Origin of the sequence: Leifsonia williamsii, from assembly GCF_030433685.1 — a bacterium.
Classification (GTDB): domain Bacteria; phylum Actinomycetota; class Actinomycetes; order Actinomycetales; family Microbacteriaceae; genus Leifsonia; species Leifsonia williamsii.
The window spans coordinates 274,912-289,932 of the sequence record NZ_JAROCF010000001.1 but is presented as its reverse complement, the minus strand read 5'-3'; the positions used below and the strand labels follow the sequence as shown (position 1 = coordinate 289,932).

Below are 15,021 nucleotides of genomic sequence, written 5' to 3'. Positions count from 1 at the left end.
CCCGTCATCGGGTCGGCCGCGCACAGCGGCAACGGTGTGGACGGACGCGGAACGGCGCCCACATCGAGCCTATCCGCGCATCCCGGACGTTTTATTGCCCATATCGGCGGAAAAGTGCGCCGGCCGGCGCCGGGACGCAACGGATGTGCTGGTCTGCTCGGATGTTCCGCGCATGCAGCACCATGGTCGTATGACGAGCGCACGCGTGGTGAGTGTCAGCAGGGACGACGAGCACCGCTTCTCGAAGCCGCGGGAGGACGAGATCACCCTGGTGGAGGGTCTCGGAGTCGAGGGCGATGCGCACTTCGGCGCGACCGTGCAGCACCTCTCCCGGGTGCGGCGCGACCCCTCGCAGCCGAACCTCCGGCAGGTCCACCTCATCCACCGGGAGCTGTTCGCCGAGGTGACGGTGGACGTGGCGCCGGGGGAGCTCGGCGAGAACATCACCACCGAGGGTCTCGATCTCCTCGCCCTGCCGCGCGGGACCCGGCTGCACGTCGGTGCAGAGGCCGTCGTCGAACTCACCGGGCTGCGCAATCCGTGCGTGCAGATCGACCGCTTCCGGCCCGGGCTGCTCAAGCAGGTCGTCGGTGTCGACCAGGAGGGAGACGTCGTCCGGAAGGCGGGCGCCATGGCGGTCGTGCTGTCGGGCGGCGTCGTGAGGCCCGGCGACGCGATCGAGGTGCGCCTTCCGAGCGGGCCGCTGGAGGCGCTCGCTCCGGTCTGAGCCGTCCGATCCGCGACCCTCCTGCGATGATGGAGGGCATGGCGAGAACGGTTCGTGGCGCACGCGTGCTCATCACCGGGGCGGCATCGGGGATGGGCAGACTGTACGCCGAGCGGGCGGTGCACGAGGGCGCCCGGGCGGTCGTGCTGTGGGACCGCGACGCGGAGGCGCTCGCGGAGCTGACGCACCGGCTGCGGGCCGAGATCCTCGCCGGGCGGACCGCCGCCGCGTGGGGCGCGCCGCCGCGGTCGCCGAGTTCCGCGACCGGGCGTCCCGCCTCCACCGTGCTGCCGTACGTGCTCGACCTCGGCGAGCTGGGCGCCATCGCGCAGACCGCCCAGGCGGTGCGGCGCGAGCTCGACGGCATCGACGTGCTGATCAACAACGCGGGTATCGTGCGCGGCAAGTACTTCTGGGAGCACGACAACGGCGACGACACCCGCGCGACCATGCAGGTCAACGCGCTGGCACCGATGTACACGACGCGCGAGTTCCTCCCCGGGATGCTGCAGAGTGCCAGGGAGGCCCGCATCGTCAACATCGCGTCCGCCGCCGGCACCATCGCCAACCCGCGCATGAGCGTCTACGCGGCGAGCAAGTGGGCGGTGATCGGGTGGAGCGACAGCCTCCGCCTCGAGCTCGACCAGCAGGGCTTCGGGCACGTGAAGGTGACGACGGTCGCGCCGAGCTACGTCGGCACGGGGATGTTCGAGGGCGCGCGCGGTCCGCTGCTGACGCCGGTGCTCACGCCCGAGTACGTCGCCGACCGGGTATGGCGCGCGATGCTCGCCGGCAAGCCGATGTTGATGCTGCCGCGCTCCGTGCGGTTGGCCAAGACGCTGCAGGGCGTGCTGCCGCAGCGCGCGTGGGATGCCGTCGCCGACCGCGTCTTCGGTGTCTACCACTCCATGGACGCCTTCACCGGGCGGGAGGACTGAGCCTCCGCACGGCAGAATGCACGGATCACCCCCGATGTGGTGGATTTCTGTGGGGATTCACATACAGTGTTCCGCACCAGAGAGTAAACGCAGCGCCGAAGGGGGCACATCGTGAGCGATCCGTCCTGGACCCAGGTGGTCAAGACCGTCGAGCCGGAGCAGCCGGAGCTCAAGCGGGCCCTCGGCCCCGGCCTCCTGCTGCTGTTCATCGTCGGCGACATCCTCGGCACCGGCGTCTACGCGCTGACCGGCCAGGTCGCCGCGGAGGTCGGAGGCGCGGCCTGGCTGCCGTTCCTGCTCGCGTTCGGCGTCGCCACGGTGACCGCGTTCTCGTACCTGGAGCTGGTCACCAAGTACCCGCAGGCGGCGGGAGCGGCGCTCTACACGCACAAGGCGTTCGGCATCCACTTCTTCACGTTCCTGGTCTGCTTCGTGGTGATGACCTCGGGCATCACGTCGGCGTCGACGGCGTCGCGGGCGTTCGCGGTGAACCTCACCGTCGGCTTCGGCATCCCCGACGACAACCTGACGACCCTGCTGATCGCGCTCGCCTTCATCGTGCTGATCATGCTCGTCAACCTGCGCGGGGTGTCGGAGAGCGTGTGGCTCAACGTGGTGCTGACCCTCGTGGAGCTCTCCGGCCTCCTGCTGGTCATCTTCATCGGGCTGTGGGCGATCACCGGAGGCAACGCGGACTGGTCGCAGGTCGTCGCATTCGAGACGCCCGAGGACAAGAGCGTGCTGCTCGCGGTGAGCACCGCGACCTCGCTGGCGTTCTTCGCGATGGTCGGCTTCGAGGACTCGGTCAACATGGCGGAGGAGACCAAGAACCCCAGCAGGATCTTCCCCAAGATGATGCTCTCCGGCCTCGGGATCGCGGCCGTGATCTACGTACTCGTGTCGATCACCGTGGTGGCGCTGGTGCCGATCGGCGAGCTGGCCGGCAGCGAGACGCCGCTGGTGACCGCGGTGGAGGCCGCGGCCCCCGGATTCCCGATCAACGACCTCCTGCCGTTCATCTCGATGTTCGCCGTCGCCAACACGGCGCTGATCAACATGATGATGGCGAGCCGCCTGCTCTACGGCATGAGCCGGCAGAACGTGCTGCCGCCGTTCCTCTCCAAGGTCGCGGTCAAGCGCCGCACGCCGTGGGCGGCGATCCTGTTCACGACCGCGCTCGCCGTGGGCCTGATCATCTACGTGTCCATCGACCCGAAGGGCTCGATCGTGGCACTGCTCGGCGGGACGACCTCCCTGCTGCTGCTCGCGGTCTTCGCGGTCGTCAATATCGCGGTGCTGGTGTTGCGGCGGCAGCCCGTCGACCACAAGCACTTCCGCACGCCGCGGGTGCTGCCGATCATCGGCGCCATCACGTGCCTGTACCTGGTGTTCCCGTGGACGTCGGGTCGGCCCGGCGGCCAGTACGGCATCGCGCTGGTGCTGCTCGCGATCGGCGTGCTGCTGTGGGTGGTCGAGCGGCTGTACGTGCTGGCGCGGCGGCGGCGCGAGACGGCGGGCGCCGGGCGGCGCTGAGTTCCTGCTGCTGATCCATCGAGTTGGCACAACATGCCGTCTCGCCTTTGTGCGAGGCGGCGTGTTGCGCCAAGTGGATGAGGGGAGGACCGGGCGGAGTCGGTCAGCCGTCGCCGGGGCGGCGGCCGCCCACGTCGTCCGTGCCGACGTGGTCCGTGTCGACCGGGCCGGGGCCGGGGTCGCCGCGCTGGACGATGGTCGCGGGGTCGAGGTCGTCCTCCGGCGGCACGTCGACGTCGCCGGTGTCGTCGGGGCCTCCCGTGCCGGGCATGACGTCGTCGCCGGTCGGGTCGTCCTGCTTGGCGGCGGTCTCGCGCTCGCTGGAGGGGCTGTAAGAGCGGTCCTTGGCGGTCAGGTCGCGGTCGCCGAGGTCGCCGCCCTCGGTGCCGGCGGGATTGCGCGTGTCGTCCATTCGCTGCACGGTACGCGCCGGTCGCGCGCCTCCCAAGCCCCTGACGGCCGCGCATCACAGGTGTTCCGTGGAGGCATCACCATCGACGAAGCGGAGGAACGCATGTCCTTTCCCGAACAGCAGCAACAGCCTCCCGGCTCCACCGACGCCATGGAGCCGCGGCCGGATCACGGCGAGCAGAGCTACCGCGGCAGCGGCAAGCTCGAGGGCAAGGTCGCGCTGATCACCGGCGCCGACAGCGGCATCGGCAAGGCCGTCGCGATCGCCTATGCGCGGGAGGGCGCCGACGTGGCGATCTCGTACCTCAGCGAGCAGGACGACGCCGAGGACACGGCGAAGTGGGTGCGGGAGGCGGGGCGCAAGGCGCTCCTCCTCCCGGGCGACGTCTCGGACCCGCAGCACTGCCGCGACCTCGTCGCGACGACGGTCGAGGAGCTCGGCGGGCTCGACATCCTCGTCAGCAACGCCGCCTACCAGATGGACCACCCGCAGCTGGAGGAGGTGACGGACGAGGAGTGGGACCACACCATCGCCACGAACCTGTCGGCCTTCTTCCACCTGACGAAGGCGGCCCTCCCGCACCTCAAGCCGGGCGCGAGCATCATCGGCTCGTCGTCGGTCAACTCCGACATGCCGTCGCCGACGCTGCTGCCGTACGCGGCGACCAAGGCGGCGATCGCGAACATGACGGCGTCGCTCGCGCAGCTGCTCGGCGAGCGCGGCATCCGCGCCAACAGCGTGGCGCCCGGGCCGATCTGGACGCCGCTCATCCCTGCCACCATGCCGGAGGAGAAGGTGTCCCAGTTCGGAAGCGATACCCCGCTCGGGCGCGCCGGGCAGCCGGCCGAGCTGGCGCCGGTGTACGTGCTGCTCGCCTCCGACGACGGGTCGTACGTCTCGGGCGCTCGCGTGGCGGTCACGGGCGGGCGGCCGATCCTGTAGCGGAGCCCGCACACAGAAGCGGCGCCGCCCTTCCGGGACGGCGCCGCTTCGATGTGCTCGGGTCGCGCTCAGACCTGCGGGCCGGGCTCCACGTCTCCGCGCCAGGCGCCGGTCTCGCTGCCCTGGCTCTCGATGAACTTCTTGAAGTTCTCGAGGTCCTTCTTGACGGCGTGGTCGTCGACGCCGAAGACGGCTCCCGCCTTCTCGAGCAGGTCGGACGGTGCCCAGTCGATCTGCGCCGTGACGCGGGAGGTGGTGTCGGACAAGCGGTGGAAGGTCACGACACCGGCGTGCTCCACCTCGCCGGCGACGCTCTTCCAGGCGACGCGCTCATCGGGATGCTGCTCGGTGATCTGCGTGTCGAACTCGCGCTCGGCGCCGCCGATCTTCACGCGCCAGTGGTTGGTGGTGTCGTCGATCTGACGGATCTCCTCGACCTCGTCGAGGAAGTGCGGGAACGACTCGAACTGCGTCCACTGGTTGTAGGCGGTGCTGACGGGGACGTCCACGTCGATGGACTCGGTGACCGAAGCCATGGGATCTCCTTCTTCTTCGTTTCGAACGATCGGGGTGGGATCGGCGCCGACGATAGGCCCCCGCCGCGGGGACGGGCGAGGGCCTGGACATCGGCGGGCGATCGTGCGAGAGTGCGCGCCGAACTGGGATGGATGCGCCTCGCGTGTCGACCGGGCTACTCCGGCTGCGGCGGGCCGACCGGCCAGCGGAGCAGTGCGGCGGCGGGGGCGTCGTCCGGCAGCTCGCCGGAGGCGGTGACCACGACCTCCGCATCGGTCAGCACCGCGGCGCGGGCGATGCCGACCGAGGCGGGCACGGTGCCCAGCTCGCCCGCGCCGAAGTCCTGCTCCGGCGCGGTCGAGACCCAGGGCGCCGCATCGAGCGCGATGACCGTGCGCTCGCCCTCGTCGTCGCCGAGCGGTGCGGCCTGCGGGACGAAGACCGTCGCCGCCTGGCTCTCCTGCAGCGCAGAGACGACCTCGCCGATGCCGAGCGCCTCCGTGCGGCTCTCGCCCTCCGAGCGGGAGAACAGGCGTTGCGTGCGCGCGTACTCGTCGGTCGCCGCGACGTCAGCGATGAGCCGCTCGAACCGCTGGAACAGCGCCTCACGGTCGTCGCCGGCGGAGGCCTCGAGCGGTTCCGCGGCGAGCAACTCGGTCGCGGCGGAGGGCAGCGCGTCGCGCACCAGCTGCACGGCCCTGAGGTCGCCGGCGAGCACGATGATGCGCGGGTGGAACCGTTCGACGAGCTCCGAGACGCGCTGGGCGACCTCCTTCTCGTTGTGCTTCCAGGTCTCCTCGGTGTGGTGCTGGTAGCGCAGGTGCGACCACCCGCCGCCGGGGACCTTGTGGAGGCTGTCCGTCGCGCCCTCGACGCGCTCGCCGGGGTCGGTCTCCCGCAGGTCCGAGAACTCCGAGCGCCGGTGCCAGATGGTGGCCCCGTCCCGCTCGGCCTCGACCAGCAGCGCGTCGAAGTCGAAGGCGTCCCTGGCGAGCAGCGGAAGCGGGTCGAGCGCGTTGCCCACCCGGCCCCAGCCGTCGCCCTGGATCTGCGTGAGCAGAACCTGGTTCACCTCGACCGCCCCCTCACGGACCGCGAGGAAGCGGGCGGAGGGGCTCGGGCTGTGGTGCTCGGCCGCGAGCGCCTGCTGCACGGCGTCGTGATCGGCCTGTGTCGCCCCCTGCTCCAGCAGGGAGTCGAGGATGGCGCGGTGCCGCAGGTCGTTCGTCCGCTTGGGGTCGTTGAGGTCGCGGGAGACGTCTGCGAGCACGGTCACCCATGGTCCCGGCTCGGCCAGCGGACCGGAGAGGAGGTCGCGGGCGCTCATGGGGTCGCCTCCTCGTCGCCTGCGGTGGCCGCCTCCTCGGCGCCGGGGGCATCGGCGACGGTACCACCGCCCTGGCCGGCAGGGGTCTCGTCGCCGGCTCCGCCCTCCGTCTCGGTGCTGAAGATGACCTCGTCCTCGCCGCCCAGGTCGGCATCCGTGGCCGGTGATGCGCCGGACACGGGGGCGCCGGCGTCGCGCTCCTCCCCGTCGATCCCGGAGGCCGCGATCACCTCCGCGTCGTCGGTGTCGTCGGGCATCGGCTCCGTCTGCCGCCACTCCTCGACGTGGCTGCTGCCGCCGTGCCCCTGCACGATCGACTGCGCCTCGTGCTTGAGCTGCTCGTCCTGGGCGGGACCGTGCTTCGTGTTTCCGCGTTCCATCGGAACCTCCTTGCGCGTCTGGTCTCGGTCTGTGGGAACGCGACCGAACCAACCCTTCGCCGGAAGGCGCTGCAAGGACTTGCGAGCCGGGGAATCGAGGGTAGGTGTGGCGGGAAGGCGCCCGCGGAGCGCGAGAATGCGCCGCAGGAGGTGCTGGACGCGCTCAAGAATCTGCCGGACCGCACGTTCGAGAGTCCGGTGCAGGTCACGGAGGCGATCAACACGTAGGGCGGCGCGATCGACTGATAGCGTGCGGCGGTCAGCCGTCGGCGGAGAACGCCCGCCGACGCCCGCCGCGTCACGTCCAGCGTCGCGTCGACCAGCGTTCGAACAACCCGAGCAACGAGTCCGTCAGCTTGCCCAGCAGGGCGAGCAGGATGATCGCGAGGAACAGCCGGTCGGTGCGGCCGTTGTTCTGCGAGTCGCTCAGCAGGAAGCCGAGCCCCATCGACGAGGCGATCAGCTCCGCGGCGACGAGGAACAGCCACGCCTGCGCGAGTGCGAGCCGGAGCCCCGAGATCACCGAGGGGAGCACAGAGGGCAGCTGCACCGTGAAGAACAGCCGGACGCCGTGGAGGCCGAAGGCGCGCCCCGCCTCCACCAGGTGGCGGTCGACGTGCCGGAGCGCGGCAGCGACGGTCGTGTAGACGGGGAAGAAGGCGCCGATCGCGATCAGGATGATCTTCGACTCCTCGCCGATCTTGAACCACAGGATCAGCAGCGGCACCCACGCCAGCGACGGCACCGCCCGCACGGCGGCGAGCGTCGAGCTGAACAGGATGTCGGCGAGGCGGGACAGCCCGACGACCGCGCCGAGCAGCAGCCCGAGCGCCGCTCCGCAGGCGAAGCCGATCAGCACGCGCTGAGTCGAGATGGCGATGTAGAGCCCGAGCAGGCCGCGCTGCGCGAGGTCGACCGCGGCCTCCCACACCATCGCCGGGGACGGTAGCTGCGCCGAGGTGAACGCACCGGAGGTGGAGGCCACCTGCCAGACCACGAGCAGGATCACGGGGAGGACGAGCCCTCCGGTGATCCGCACCCAACGGCGCGACAGGAACGGCGTGCGCGCGGCGGCCCCTCCGCCGCCGTCCACGACGACCGGGTCGGCCGGCGGCCGCCCGCGCTCGCGTGCGACCGACATGCCCGAGAGCCCCTCGCCGGGGCCCCCGACCACGATCAGCGGGCCGTCGCCCTCCGGTGCGTTCTGATACGACATGGCGGGATCAGCCCGCGATGGCGCTCGGGTCGGCGGCCTTGGCGAACGACGGGTCGAGCAGCGACTTCAGCGCGGCGTCGATATCGCTCTGCGCCCGCACGTCGCCGGACTCGACGAAGATCGGGCCGACCTTCTTCAGCACCTTCACCTGCGCGTCACCGGGGATCGGCGAGACGTCGAGGTTGGTGCGCTCGGTGATCACCGTCGTCGCCACCTGCTTGTCGATGCCGGCGACGTCGGAGAGGATCTGCGCCGTCTCGTCCGGGTGCTCCTGCGCCCAGGCGCGGGCGTACTCGTACGTGTTCACGACGGTCTGCGCGACATCCGGCTTGTCCTTCAGGAAGGACTCGGTCGCGTTGAGGAAGCCGTAGGTGTTGAACGACACGTTGCGGTAGATCAGCTTGGCGCCCGACTTCTCGGCGTTGGCCATGATCGGGTCGAGCCCGCTCCACGCCTGCACCGAGCCGTTCTGCAGCGCGGCCCAGCCGTCGGCGTGCTGGAGGTTCTGGATGGTGACGTCGCCGGCCGAGAGCCCGTTGGCCTCCAGCGCCTGCAGCAGGAAGAAGTACGGGTCGGTGCCCTTGGTCGCGGCCACCTGCTTGCCCTTGAGCTGCTCCACCGAGGTGATGTCGGAGTTCGGGCCGACCACGATCGCGGACCACTCGGGCTGCGAGAAGATGTCGATCGTCTTGATCGGGGAGCCGTTCGAGCGGGCGAGCAACGCGGCCGATCCTGCGGTCGAGCCGACGTCGATGGCGCCGGACCGCAGCGCCTCGTTGGCCTTGTTGGAGCCGGCGGACTGCACCCAGTTGACGGTGATGCCCTGCTTCTTCAGCGCCTTCTCGAGCCAGCCCTCCTTCTTGATGACCAGGCTGAGCGGGTTGTAGGTGGCGAAGTCGATGTTGAGCGTGCCGCCCTGGGTGGTGCCGGAGGTGCTCTTCGGCTCGGCGGCCGAGCCCTCGCCGGCCACGCAGCCGGTGAGGAGCAGGGCCGTCGCCGCGGCGGCGGCCGCGAGGGCGGTGACGATGGTGGGAGTGCGGCGCATGGTGGCCTCTCTGGTCTGTGCTGGTCGGTGCTGGTCTGTGGGTGCTGGGCGGTGCGACGCCGGCGGAGCGGAGGTGCTGTGCTGTGGTGCTGCGTGCGGTGCGGCGGCGACAGGACGATCCTCGCGAGGGCGCTCGCCCGGCGGGTGCCCGATCCGGAATCTGTGGAGTCAGCCGCGCGCGGGTACGGGTGTGGAGAACGTTGCGGCGCCCGGGTGGTGCGCGTTCCCGTGCCGGTCGATGCCGAGCCCGTCGAGCAGCTCGGCGCGCAGCTCGGCGAGCTCCGCCGAACCGCGGTCGCGCGGGCGTTCGCCGGGGACCGTGGTGACCCGGCGGACGGTGGCGCCGGGCGGCTCCGCGGTGTCGTCCTCCGCCGCGCCGAGCAGGATGATGCGATCGGCGAGTTGGAGGGCCTCGTCGACGTCGTGGGTGACGAGGAGGATCGTGGTGGGCGCTGCCGCGTGCACGTCGAGCAGGAGGTCCTGCATCTTCAGCCGGGTCAGCGCGTCGAGGGCGCCGAACGGCTCGTCGAGCAGCAGCACGCCGGGGTTGCGGGCGAGGGCGCGCGCGAGCGAGGCGCGCTGCGCCATGCCGCCGGAGACCTCCCGCGGCCGCAGGTGGGCCGAGCCGGAGAGGCCGACCAGGTCGAGCAGGCGCGCGACGCGCTGACGGCCTTCTGCGCGGTCGAGGCCGCGCGGCAGGCCCAGGGCGACGTTGTCGGCGAGGGAGCGCCACGGCAGCAGCCGCGGCTCCTGGAAGCCGATCGCGCACCGCGGGTCGATGCCGGAGACGGCCGTGCCGTCGATCAGCGCGGTGCCGGCGGTCGGAGTGTCGAGGCCGCCGGCGATGCGCAGCAGCGTCGACTTGCCGCAGCCGCTCGGGCCGAGGATCGCGACGACCTCACCGGGCTCGACGCGGAGGGTGATGTCGCGCAGGACGGTCCGGACCCCGGAGTCGTGACCCCGCCGCTTCTGCGCCGCGAACGACCGGCCCACGCCGGCGAACTCGACGGGGGAGGCGGTGGATGCGGCGGTGGCGGCCATGATGGTCCGACGCTACCGAAGCCTCCCGCAGCCGCGTCCTCAGCCCGCAACGCGGCGTAACGAAAGCTTGCGCAGGTCGGTGCGGACGGCTCAGAAGGTTGCGCCGGGCACGCCCGAGATCACGAGGGCCGCTCCGCCGATCCACACGCCGATCGCGAGCAGGATGCCCGCGAGCGGGGCCCAGAAGGCGATCCGCCTCCGCACGAGCAGGACGATCGCCACCACGATCGCGACGAGCGTCACGGCGCCGGGACCGAGCAGCGCCACGAAGAACCCGATTCCCATGCGCCCGGTGTCGCACGGGGTCGACGAGCCGCACGGGTCGCTCGCGAACACCAGGAAGAAGGCGAAGAAGGTGAGGATCGCCGCGACGACCAGGCCGACCACGAGGAGGACGGTGGTCGTGATGACGTCCCAGAGCTTCGTCGGGCGGACCGGCGGCGGCGCGTCCATCAGCCGAAGATCATCGGCCGGTCGTCGTCGTCCTCGGCGGCGGCCGGGTCCGCGAGCTGCACGAGCACGGGCACGTGGTCGCTGGGCGCGTCGCCCTTGCGCTCGTTGCGGTGGATGCTCGCAGCCTCCACCCGGTCGGCGAACGCCCGCGACCCCAGGATGAAGTCGATCCGCAGCCCCTCGTTGCGTGGGAAGCGGAGCTGCTTGTAGTCCCAGTACGTGTACCCCTCTGGCACCAGCGGGCGCACGACGTCGGTCAGGCCCGCCGCCTCGAAGTCCGCGAACGCGGCGCGCTCGGGCGGCGAGATGTGCGTCGAGAGGCCGGGGACCAGGCTCGGGTCGCCGACGTCGGAGTCGAGCGGGGCGACGTTCCAGTCGCCCATGAGCGCCAGCGGGAGGTCGGGGTCGGCCGCCAGCCAGGCGCGCGTGTCCGCGGACAGCGCGGCCAGCCAGTCCAGCTTGTACGTGTAGTGCGGGTCGGCGAGCGCGCGGCCGTTGGGCACGTACAGGCTCCACAGCCGCACGCCCTCGATCGTGGCGCCGATCGCGCGGGCCTCCTTGGGCAGGTCGGGGCCGTCGTGGTCCTTCAGGAAGCCGGGCATGTCGGGGAAGCCGATCTCGACGTCGGCGATGGGCAGCCGGCTCGCGATCGCGACGCCGTTCCACTGGTTCAGGCCGTGCAGCACGACCTCGTACCCGGCCTCCTCGAAGGGCGCGTACGGAAACTGCTCCGGCTTGCACTTGATCTCCTGCATGGCCAGGACATCCACGTCTTCGCGCACCGCCCAGTCCACGACGCGGGAGACGCGGGTGCGGATGGAGTTCACATTCCAGGTGGCGATGCGCATGCCCCGATCGTATCGGCCGGGGCCGACGCCGCCCTTCGCCCTAGAATCAGGGATGTGACCGACGCACGACAGCAGCTCATCGACTACATCTCGGCCGAGGCCGTGTTCCACGGCGACTTCACGCTGACCAGCGGCAAGAAGGCCACCTACTACGTCGACCTGCGCAAGGTCAGCCTCGACCACCGGGTCGCGCCCCTGATCGGCCAGGTCATGCTCGACCTCATCGCCGGGGTGGAGGATGTGTCGGCCGTCGGCGGCATGACCATGGGGGCGGACCCCGTCGCCGCCGCGATCCTGCACCAGGGCGCCGCGCGCGGGCTCGCCTACGACGCCTTCGTCGTGCGCAAGGAGCCGAAGGACCACGGCCGCGGCAAGCAGGTCGAGGGCCCGGACCTCGCCGGCAAGCGCGTGATCGTGCTCGAGGACACCTCCACGACGGGAGGCTCCCCGCTCAAGGCCGCCGAGGCCCTCGAGAAGGTGGGCGCCGTGATCGCCGCCGTCGCCGTCGTGGTCGACCGCGACACCGGGGCGCGCGAGGCCATCGAGGCCGCCGGCTACCCCTACTACGCCGCGATCGGCCTGAAGGACCTGGGGCTGGAGTAGTGGCCGAGCACCGCGAGCCGCAGCCCGGCGAGCCGGAGGGACCGGAGCGTCCCGACCCGGTGGCGCCGTCGCGCGGCGACGCGGTGGAGGAGACGGCGGAGGGGGTTGGGCCGGGGTCTGTGGAGGCGGCTGGTTCGCCGGACACGCCTGAGCCTGAGCCTGAGCCTGAGCCTGAGCCGGAGATCGGGAGCTCGGAGTGGCTGCTGCAGCAGTTGACCGGGGGGCGCCGGGTGCGTCGACGTGCCGACACCGGGGAGGCGCCGTCTGCGCCGGTCGCTCCGGCGCCTGGCGGTGGGCCCGGCACCGGTTCTGGTCCGGCCGTGTTCGGTCGTGCTGAGGAGAGCTCCGCTGCTGATCCGGCGGTGACCGGCGGGGGACCGACGCCTCCCGACCAGGCCGCGCCTGTCGCGGAGGAGACCGCTCCGGCGGCGGCGAGCATTCCGCCGATCGACCAGGAGGGCGGCTTCGAGGCCCTGCTCCGCGCCGCAGACCAGCCGCGGGTCGACGAGGAACCGGAGGAGGCGGGAGGCTTCCACTGGAACCTGACACCCGGCGTGCAGCCGGTGCGCGGGGCTGCGGAGGCCCCTGTGTCGGAGGCGGCTATGGCGGTCGCGCCCGAGCCTGTCGCGCCCGAGCCTGTCGCGCCCGAGCCGACCACTCCGACCACTCCGACAGCTCCCGGCGCGTTCGAGGCGCCGAGCTTCGCCGCTTCCCTCCGGATGCCGCAGCCGCCTGGGGCGCAGCACGAGGACCGGCCGGCCGAGAACGCACCCGGCGAAGGCGCGGCGACCGAGCGATCGGCCGTGCAGCCTCCCGTCGATGAGCAGCCGTCGCCGGCCACGACGGAGGACGCGTCGGATGATGCGGACCAGCGAGGACACGGGCTCGCCGCCCTGCTGGGCCTCGGTCCCGCCGCCGATGACACGCCTCCGAAGTGGTCGGTCATCGGGGACACGACGGGGATCATCCCGCTTCCGCGGGACGCGGTTCGTCCGCGGGGTGGCGCGCAGCAGCCTCCCGCGTCGGACGGCCTGACGACGGACATGCCGGCGGGCGTGTTCGTGCCCCCGTTCGCGTCCGAACCGGTGGTTCCTCCTGTTGCGCCGGTGCCGCCGGCCGTCACCACTCCGTCGGCGCCCGCCGTCCCTCCGGCGTTCGCGGCGCACAATGAGCCGCCGGCAGCCGCCGAGCCGGTGCTGCCGCCGCCTCCCGCCTCCCACATCTTCGAGCCGACGGGCGGGGCCGACGTGCCGACCGCTCAGTTGAACACTGCTGAGATCGCAGCCCTCCTCGCGGACACGGGGACCGGGTCGGCCGCAGGTGCTGACACGGCATCCACCTCTGCAGGCATCGCGGCTGATGACGCGGCGTCCGCCCCCGTCGGTTCAGCGGTTGCTGACGTGGCTCCCGTCGGTGTGACTGCTGACGCGGCCCCGTCGGTCGACGCGCTGCCGAGGCCGGGCGCGGACGCGACCCAGCCGGTGGAGGCGGCCTCCAACCTTCAGCCGGACGACGCCATCGCAGAGACGGTGGATGCGGGCCCCGCGTTCGAGCCCTTCGCCGCGACCGACATCGCCGATGCGGGAGCGCCGGACGAGGTCGCCACCGGTCCCGGACCGGATGCGTTCGCCCCGAACGGCGAGGACGACGAGGAGGACGGCCTCGCCCTCCTGTTCGGGGACACTGTCTCCGAGCAGGAGACCGATCACGGCGAAGTCGCCGGAGATCATGCGACCGACGTGAGCGGTGGGGAAGAGCCGGCCGCCGACTCATTGGCCGTCGCACCTCTCGTGGCTGCCCCTGCTTCTGGCGACCCCGGGCCGGGGTCCGCCACACCGGCCACGCCGACGGAACCGTCCGGTATCGACGCGATCCTCTTCCCGACGGACGACGAGACCACCACCGGCACGGACGAGCCGGACGCGGACGAGCCCGGCGCCTACGAGCCCGGCGCCAACGAGCCCGGTGCGGCCGGCGAGGGCCCGCAGGCCCAGGGCACGGCCGCCGCCGAGGGCGTCCCGCCGTTGACCGCCCCGACACCGGTGTTCGACTTCGACGCTCCGACCATTGCGTTCTCGACGCAGCCCGATGCGGACGAGGCGGCGGCCCCGCGCGCCGAGGAGCCGCCGCGCGCGGCAGCCCACGCCGCGTCCTCCCTCAGCCACAGCGTTCCCCCGGGAGAGACGCAGCCGTCGCGTCCGGTGGCCGGCGCCGGATCGGACACGGTTTCTGCGACCGCGGCCGGCGTCGCCGCTCGGACCGCCGCGGGTTCGCCGTTCACCGCGACCGCCGCGGCAGGGTCCGGAGGCGGCGCCGCCGCGTCAGCGACCTCGACCACGACGAGCGGGCCGCGCGGGCCGTTCGACCTCAAGGAGCACCGGCTGTTGTTCGCGATCGCGGGCGGGCTGGCGATTCTCCTGGTCCTGGTCGGGCTGTTCGCGCTCGGTACGCGGCTCCCCTCGATGTTCGGAGCCGCGGCACCGGCGGTCCCTGCGGCCTCCGCACCGTCGTCGGCGAAGCCGTCCGCCACTCCGACTCCGACTCCCACGCCCACCCCGACCGTCACGCCGAAGCCGGCCGCCCCTGCCGCCGCCGGCGAGCAGAAGTGGGATGCGCTCGGCGGCGGCGAGTGCATCCAGCCGTTCACCACACCGTGGGCGGAGACGTTCACGGTCGTCGACTGCGCGACTCCGCACGCCGCCCAGATGGTGTGGACCGACGTGCTCTCCGCCGACCTCGCCGCCCCGTACCCGGGCGCGGACGCCCTGGCCCAGCAGATCGGCGCGCTGTGCACCGCGCCGGGCGTCATCGACCTCGACGCGGGCGCGCAGTACACGGGACTCCAGGTGCAGGGATCGTTCCCGGCCACCGACCAGCAGTGGGCTGCCGGCCAGCGCTCGTACTACTGCTTCGCATCGCGCTCGACGGGCGAGCCGCTCACCTCGTCGGTCGCTGGAGGCGGTCCCACCGGCTGACGCCGGCCTCCATCATCCGTTTGTCACGACGTGCCGTCTCGGCGCGGGTGGAAGCGGCGTGTTGC

The 15,021-nt window shown here is 71.9% G+C and carries 15 protein-coding genes and 1 pseudogene; 7 read left to right on the top strand and 9 right to left on the bottom strand.

The features are described 5' to 3' along the window. The first annotated feature begins 190 nt into the window (after positions 1–190). The 3 genes from P5G50_RS01280 to P5G50_RS01270 all read left to right on the top strand — a co-directional run bounded on the left by P5G50_RS01280 (position 191) and on the right by P5G50_RS01270 (position 3,198). Complete coding sequence (locus P5G50_RS01280; protein WP_301209882.1) at positions 191–727, top strand: MOSC domain-containing protein; 537 nt, start codon at positions 191–193, stop codon at positions 725–727. Positions 728–765: 38 nt separating this feature from the next. Beyond that, positions 766–1,665 carry an SDR family NAD(P)-dependent oxidoreductase gene (locus P5G50_RS01275; RefSeq protein WP_301209881.1) on the top strand — a complete coding sequence of 300 codons (900 nt, stop codon included), beginning with the start codon at positions 766–768 and terminating at the stop codon, positions 1,663–1,665. A 111-nt stretch (positions 1,666–1,776) separates the two neighbouring features. Beyond that, positions 1,777–3,198, top strand: coding sequence for an APC family permease (locus P5G50_RS01270; RefSeq protein WP_301209880.1), 1,422 nt, complete (start codon positions 1,777–1,779; stop codon positions 3,196–3,198). 103 nt (positions 3,199–3,301) lie between these two features. Here the strand turns inward: P5G50_RS01270 and P5G50_RS01265 are convergent, their stop codons facing one another. Further along, entirely contained in the window at positions 3,302–3,610 is a 309-nt protein-coding gene (locus tag P5G50_RS01265) for a hypothetical protein (RefSeq protein WP_301209879.1), read from the bottom strand. A 102-nt stretch (positions 3,611–3,712) separates the two neighbouring features. On the opposite strand from P5G50_RS01265, the gene P5G50_RS01260 reads away from it, so the two are divergent. Then, positions 3,713–4,552, top strand: coding sequence for an SDR family oxidoreductase (locus tag P5G50_RS01260; protein WP_301209878.1), 840 nt, complete (start codon positions 3,713–3,715; stop codon positions 4,550–4,552). 68 nt (positions 4,553–4,620) lie between these two features. Here the strand turns inward: P5G50_RS01260 and P5G50_RS01255 are convergent, their stop codons facing one another. The 3 genes from P5G50_RS01255 to P5G50_RS01245 all read right to left on the bottom strand — a co-directional run bounded on the left by P5G50_RS01255 (position 4,621) and on the right by P5G50_RS01245 (position 6,775). After that, positions 4,621–5,088 carry an SRPBCC family protein gene (locus tag P5G50_RS01255; RefSeq protein WP_301209877.1) on the bottom strand — a complete coding sequence of 156 codons (468 nt, stop codon included), beginning with the start codon at positions 5,086–5,088 and terminating at the stop codon, positions 4,621–4,623. Between the two features lie 155 nt (positions 5,089–5,243). Further along, complete coding sequence (locus P5G50_RS01250) at positions 5,244–6,395, bottom strand: baeRF2 domain-containing protein (protein ID WP_301209876.1); 1,152 nt, start codon at positions 6,393–6,395, stop codon at positions 5,244–5,246. Further along, a complete protein-coding gene (locus tag P5G50_RS01245; protein ID WP_301209875.1) occupies positions 6,392–6,775 on the bottom strand; it encodes a hypothetical protein in 384 nt (127 codons plus the stop codon). The genes P5G50_RS01250 and P5G50_RS01245 overlap by 4 nt, the downstream gene beginning before the upstream one ends. Between P5G50_RS01245 and P5G50_RS18565 the strand changes: the two genes are divergently transcribed. After that, entirely contained in the window at positions 6,680–7,003 is a 324-nt protein-coding gene (locus P5G50_RS18565) for a DUF2795 domain-containing protein (protein ID WP_363319448.1), read from the top strand. The genes P5G50_RS01245 and P5G50_RS18565 overlap by 96 nt on opposite strands. Positions 7,004–7,073: 70 nt before the next feature. Here P5G50_RS18565 and P5G50_RS01240 read toward each other — a convergent pair whose 3' ends face one another. The 5 genes and pseudogenes from P5G50_RS01240 to P5G50_RS01220 form a co-directional block, all read right to left on the bottom strand. Continuing rightward, positions 7,074–7,916, bottom strand: coding sequence for an ABC transporter permease (locus P5G50_RS01240; protein WP_435870913.1), 843 nt, complete (start codon positions 7,914–7,916; stop codon positions 7,074–7,076). An 82-nt stretch (positions 7,917–7,998) separates the two neighbouring features. Next, a complete protein-coding gene (locus P5G50_RS01235; RefSeq protein ID WP_301209873.1) occupies positions 7,999–9,036 on the bottom strand; it encodes an aliphatic sulfonate ABC transporter substrate-binding protein in 1,038 nt (345 codons plus the stop codon). A 168-nt stretch (positions 9,037–9,204) separates the two neighbouring features. Next, positions 9,205–10,077, bottom strand: a complete 873-nt coding sequence (locus P5G50_RS01230) for an ABC transporter ATP-binding protein (RefSeq protein WP_301209872.1) — start codon at positions 10,075–10,077, stop codon at positions 9,205–9,207. 90 nt (positions 10,078–10,167) lie between these two features. Continuing rightward, positions 10,168–10,590: pseudogene (locus P5G50_RS01225) on the bottom strand (hypothetical protein); the annotation flags it as partial. Next, positions 10,530–11,378 (bottom strand): exodeoxyribonuclease III, encoded by an 849-nt coding sequence (locus P5G50_RS01220; protein WP_301209870.1) that lies wholly within the window; start codon positions 11,376–11,378, stop codon positions 10,530–10,532. The gene P5G50_RS01220 and the pseudogene P5G50_RS01225, both read right to left, overlap by 61 nt. A gap of 54 nt (positions 11,379–11,432) precedes the next feature. Here P5G50_RS01220 and pyrE point away from each other — a divergent pair, with 54 nt between their 5' ends. Together pyrE and P5G50_RS01210 are read left to right on the top strand one after the other, a co-directional pair. Further along, positions 11,433–11,981 carry an orotate phosphoribosyltransferase gene (gene pyrE, locus P5G50_RS01215; protein ID WP_301209869.1) on the top strand — a complete coding sequence of 183 codons (549 nt, stop codon included), beginning with the start codon at positions 11,433–11,435 and terminating at the stop codon, positions 11,979–11,981. A gap of 320 nt (positions 11,982–12,301) precedes the next feature. After that, positions 12,302–14,956 (top strand): septum formation family protein, encoded by a 2,655-nt coding sequence (locus tag P5G50_RS01210; protein ID WP_301209868.1) that lies wholly within the window; start codon positions 12,302–12,304, stop codon positions 14,954–14,956. Positions 14,957–15,021: the final 65 nt, after the last annotated feature.

Excerpts from the sequence above, each read along its gene's own strand:
- P5G50_RS01255 (WP_301209877.1), bottom strand. The coding sequence starts at position 5,088 with ATGGCTTCGGTCACCGAGTCCATCGACGTGGACGTCCCCGTCAGCACC.
- P5G50_RS01265 (WP_301209879.1), bottom strand. The coding sequence starts at position 3,610 with ATGGACGACACGCGCAATCCCGCCGGCACCGAGGGCGGCGACCTCGGC.
- P5G50_RS01260 (WP_301209878.1), top strand. The coding sequence starts at position 3,713 with ATGTCCTTTCCCGAACAGCAGCAACAGCCTCCCGGCTCCACCGACGCC.
- P5G50_RS01235 (WP_301209873.1), bottom strand. The coding sequence starts at position 9,036 with ATGCGCCGCACTCCCACCATCGTCACCGCCCTCGCGGCCGCCGCCGCG.
- P5G50_RS01230 (WP_301209872.1), bottom strand. The coding sequence starts at position 10,077 with ATGGCCGCCACCGCCGCATCCACCGCCTCCCCCGTCGAGTTCGCCGGC.
- P5G50_RS01250 (WP_301209876.1), bottom strand. The coding sequence starts at position 6,395 with ATGAGCGCCCGCGACCTCCTCTCCGGTCCGCTGGCCGAGCCGGGACCA.
- P5G50_RS01280 (WP_301209882.1), top strand. The coding sequence starts at position 191 with ATGACGAGCGCACGCGTGGTGAGTGTCAGCAGGGACGACGAGCACCGC.
- P5G50_RS01240 (WP_435870913.1), bottom strand. The coding sequence starts at position 7,916 with ATGTCGGTCGCACGCGAGCGCGGGCGGCCGCCGGCCGACCCGGTCGTC.
- P5G50_RS01220 (WP_301209870.1), bottom strand. The coding sequence starts at position 11,378 with ATGCGCATCGCCACCTGGAATGTGAACTCCATCCGCACCCGCGTCTCC.
- P5G50_RS01275 (WP_301209881.1), top strand. The coding sequence starts at position 766 with ATGGCGAGAACGGTTCGTGGCGCACGCGTGCTCATCACCGGGGCGGCA.
- P5G50_RS01245 (WP_301209875.1), bottom strand. The coding sequence starts at position 6,775 with ATGGAACGCGGAAACACGAAGCACGGTCCCGCCCAGGACGAGCAGCTC.